This window comes from Pontibacterium sp. (assembly GCF_041587635.1).
GTDB lineage: Bacteria > Pseudomonadota > Gammaproteobacteria > Pseudomonadales > Balneatricaceae > Pontibacterium.
Window position 1 is genome coordinate 1 of the sequence record NZ_JBFGYC010000613.1, and the last position, 2,264, is coordinate 2,264.

Sequence of the window (2,264 nt, forward strand, 5' to 3'; positions counted from 1 at the left end):
AGTAAGTCCAGCCTACGATACGAACACCGGAATCACGAATGGTGTTCTTGATGAGCTCTTCACCAACAGACCCTTCAACAGTCTTCTGAGCCTGATCCAGGTTTTCGAAGATGTATGGCAGGGAAAGAATACCCAGAGTAGGGGAGAAAGGAGCGAGGTTGTTACTTGCCAGAATGGAAAAATCCAGTGTACCGATCGCAGCATCGTTCACAGTATCCTGCTCGGAACCCAGCTGACCGTTCAGGAACAGCTTAGCGGAATGTTTACCGTCGGTGTTCTTCTGCAGAGCTTCAATGAACTTGAGGCCTAACGCTTCCTGTGCACTACCGCCGCCGTCACCTACAGCGATATTCCAGTTTGCTGCCATGGTGCTTGCAGAGAAGACCAAGCCAGCGGTCAGGGAAAGTACTTTTGCGATCTTATTCTTATGTGTCATAAGTAACTCCTGAAATTTTTGATCCACCCATCCTTAGACGGGTGGGAGAGTCATGGTGGTCAACCTGGGCTGACCGACCCGCAAACGTTGAAGTGGAATGTCTCTGGGTAAGCAGACGGTCACATCTCAGGCTCCCGGGCCATCATCACTCCGTGAAAATCTGTTTCTTGGTATCTGCCAGGGATGCCAGCAGGTTTCAGAATCTCAGCGTGATAATGCTATACATACTCAACCTATGAGATTTTCTTTTTTAGGGCCAGCTCTCTGCATGGAGTGGAGCCAGCCTGAAAGCCCCGTAATATGTGGCTTTCAAGGGTGTTTCTAATGTAGGTACTATAGTTGAGTTCGTCCAGTTATGAGGACGTTCACTCTTTGGTATTACGGATTAAATTCCCACTATTCGTTGATTGTCGAATTTATGAGCAGTCAGCACTGCTTAAAAGGGCGCCTACTCTCTCTGAATTCACTCTCGATGTTAAATACATGAAAGTTATAGCTAATAACCATACAATATATGAAAAATGGCACGTTACCTTCATTACTATGATTTTGTATAGTCCCAGATGAATAGACGCTGAAGGTAGAGTCAGGCACAGTCCGATCAAGGACAGATAAAGATGCCTATATAAAGGCGCAGCAATCGTTGTAGCAGGTAGTCTATGAACCAGAAAGAAAAGGATACTGCAGAGGCAGAGAACTTACGTATCGGTCGCCAGATTCGCGATCTTCGTAAAGCCAAGAAGATTACATTGACGACTATGGCAGAGAAAATTGATCGCTCTGTTGGGTATGTCAGTCAGGTAGAGCGGGGCGTGTCTGCTTTACCCATACCGGTACTACAGAAGATCTGTGAAGTGTTGGGTGTGCAGATCAGTTGGTTCTTTCATACGGATAACGAAGCCCCCGTCGATGAACTCAATTACATCGTACGTGGTGATGCGCGCCGTAGCCTGAACTTTTCGGGAACAGGAATACGTGAAGAACTTTTGTCGCCACGTCTGAGTGATCAATTGCAGATGATCCTCACTACTTTTGCGCCGGAAGCGGGCAGTACCGAATCCCGCGAGCGGAAGGGCGAAGAGGGGGGCTTTGTGCAATCGGGTATGTTGGAACTGGGAGTCGGTGACAAGCGCTACTTACTGCAGGCGGGTGATAGCTTTTCCCTGACCGGTAATGAAGCACATTGGGTGCGTAACCCATCGGCCAGCGAAGATGCCGTCGTTATATGGACGATCGTGGGTGGTGGGTACTGATCGTTAACCCGCTATCGGTTTAGTGACCGTCGTGTATTCATAGGCATCCTGCAGCTCTACGCAGAGCTCAACCCGCCAATAATAGTTGTATCTCACCTGAAAATCGGGGAGTGATCTGTTTTGCCGTTAGCGCATATTCAGTCCTATTCCTATCTGCTTATATGAAGTTTATACCGTTATCTTATGAGGTTGTTTGTAGTATCTGGCCACCTTGGCCATCAGTCGGGGGAAGTGTCTTCTACTCGTTGCATCTACCGTCTGATGCCATAGATGTCACGCTTCGACCTTTCTGAGCCTTTCTCCTTATTCCTTATATCTTGCCCCGACCTTGTATGTCTGACGGCACATGCCGTGCATTCTGAATAAGAGTCTGACTCGTCTGCTCTCCCAATGAGATTTTCATTTTTCATAGTTCAATTGAATCTGTGTTTGTGGTCATAACTATCTGATTAAAAAGATAAAACGGTGGGATTTTGATATTTTTTAATATGATGAAAACTATAATTATTTAATATAAATGAAAAAATAATTGATAATTTCATTTTGGGGATTTATCTTTGTACTCAACAAGCCGG

At 46.1% G+C, this 2,264-nt stretch carries 2 protein-coding genes; one reads left to right on the forward strand and one right to left on the reverse strand.

Annotated features, from left to right (window positions below; translation table 11 throughout):
- The coding region (gene dctP, locus ABYW01_RS19795; RefSeq protein ID WP_372836121.1) for a TRAP transporter substrate-binding protein DctP at positions 1-436 on the reverse strand (436 nt) is incomplete at its 3' end.
- A 659-nt stretch (positions 437-1,095) separates the two neighbouring features.
- Between dctP and ABYW01_RS19800 the strand changes: the two genes are divergently transcribed.
- Complete coding sequence (locus tag ABYW01_RS19800; RefSeq protein WP_372836123.1) at positions 1,096-1,689, forward strand: helix-turn-helix domain-containing protein; 594 nt, start codon at positions 1,096-1,098, stop codon at positions 1,687-1,689.
- Positions 1,690-2,264: the final 575 nt, after the last annotated feature.

Bases quoted from the DNA above. Each gene is read 5' to 3' on its own strand.
- ABYW01_RS19800 (WP_372836123.1), top strand. From the start codon at position 1,096: ATGAACCAGAAAGAAAAGGATACTGCAGAGGCAGAGAACTTACGTATC.